General features: G+C 60.1%; 1 protein-coding gene. It reads right to left on the reverse strand.

Translation table 11 applies throughout. The annotated features are described in order from the left end of the window. Positions 1-51: 51 nt before the first annotated feature. Positions 52-465, reverse strand: coding sequence for a peptidase inhibitor family I36 protein (locus ACFP3V_RS31430; protein ID WP_380591129.1), 414 nt, complete (start codon positions 463-465; stop codon positions 52-54). Positions 466-1,163 lie beyond the last annotated feature (698 nt).

Below are 1,163 nucleotides of genomic sequence, written 5' to 3' on the forward strand. Positions count from 1 at the left end.
CACAACCCCACGGCCCCGCCGCAAGGGTTAAAGATCAAGGTAGGGGTTGAGTTAGAACTGGAAATGGTAGTCCACGGGATTCTGGTTCTGCTCACAGATGGCCCCGTAAGGTGGCTGCCCCAGGAAGATGATCCCGATGTCCGAACTGAAGGCGCCGGATACCAGCGTTCGAGCCTTGCTCCAGACCTGGGTGGAGGTGTTGTACTGCCACACATAGGCGTCAACCGGAAGGTGGTTGATGTACGAAACCACACCATATGTCTTGAAGGTGTCGGGGACCTGATAGCAGGAGTTGGTACTGGTGCTTGTTTCCTCGGGACCCTGGAAGTTGTACTCGCCCCAGATGCAGAGTGTGGCGACCGGACAAGTGGCCGCCGCTTCGGCGGGAGCAGCGCCAACGACAATGCCGCTCGTGAGTAGGCCAAAGCCGACAGCGAGGGCCGCTACCTTCTGCTTCCAGGTCATGGATTCTCCAGGCATTTGTTCTAGTAGGTACGCGGAACCCTAGGGGGACCTGTGGCAGGCCTCGCCGAAGAGACTCCGCGGGGTCGACGGCGGCGCTCAGTAATTGGCCGGGTTTTGGTTGCCCTCGCAGACCGAGCCACTGTAGGTGTAGGCGCCGATATTGCTGCTGAACCCTCCGGAGGGCAGTGTCCGGGCCTTGCTGTAAGTGTTGGTCGTAGGGTCGTATGACCAAATGTACGCGGTGACAGGCAAGTTATTCACGTAAGACGTTATGAAGCCAAACGGGAAAGCGCTCGAATCGAAGCACGACTTGGTGCTGGTCGCGTAGATGTGATTGCCCCGAAGTTCGCTTGGTCAAAAATGCACAATGTGGCTGCCGGGCAGCCCCCGGTGCCGACCGCAGCGGACGCTGGGCTGGCGGTTGCGACAAGTCCGCCTGTGAGGGTGGCGATGCCAGCCGCCATGACCGACGCCTTGCTCTTCCAGTTCACAGTGCTCCTCCGAACCCTGATCTTGTGGGAGTCAGCAGCTTAGGGCGGCCCAGTTGTTCGTGGTAGGGCACAAGTCGGGCACGTCCCAAGGCGTCCGGTAGATCACTTCGCTCGGAGACCGGGGGATGGCTTTATGTGCGCTCCGGGGGTCCCTGTCCGCACTCGACCGCTAGCTGTATTGACCACGAGCGTTGTTGACAGTCCGGG

Source organism: Streptacidiphilus monticola (genome assembly GCF_042658505.1).
In the GTDB taxonomy this organism is placed as follows: Bacteria; Actinomycetota; Actinomycetes; order Streptomycetales; family Streptomycetaceae; genus Streptacidiphilus; species Streptacidiphilus monticola.

What these genes read in the sequence shown, in the direction of transcription:
- ACFP3V_RS31430 (WP_380591129.1), bottom strand. Translation starts at nt 465, where the DNA reads ATGACCTGGAAGCAGAAGGTAGCGGCCCTCGCTGTCGGCTTTGGCCTA.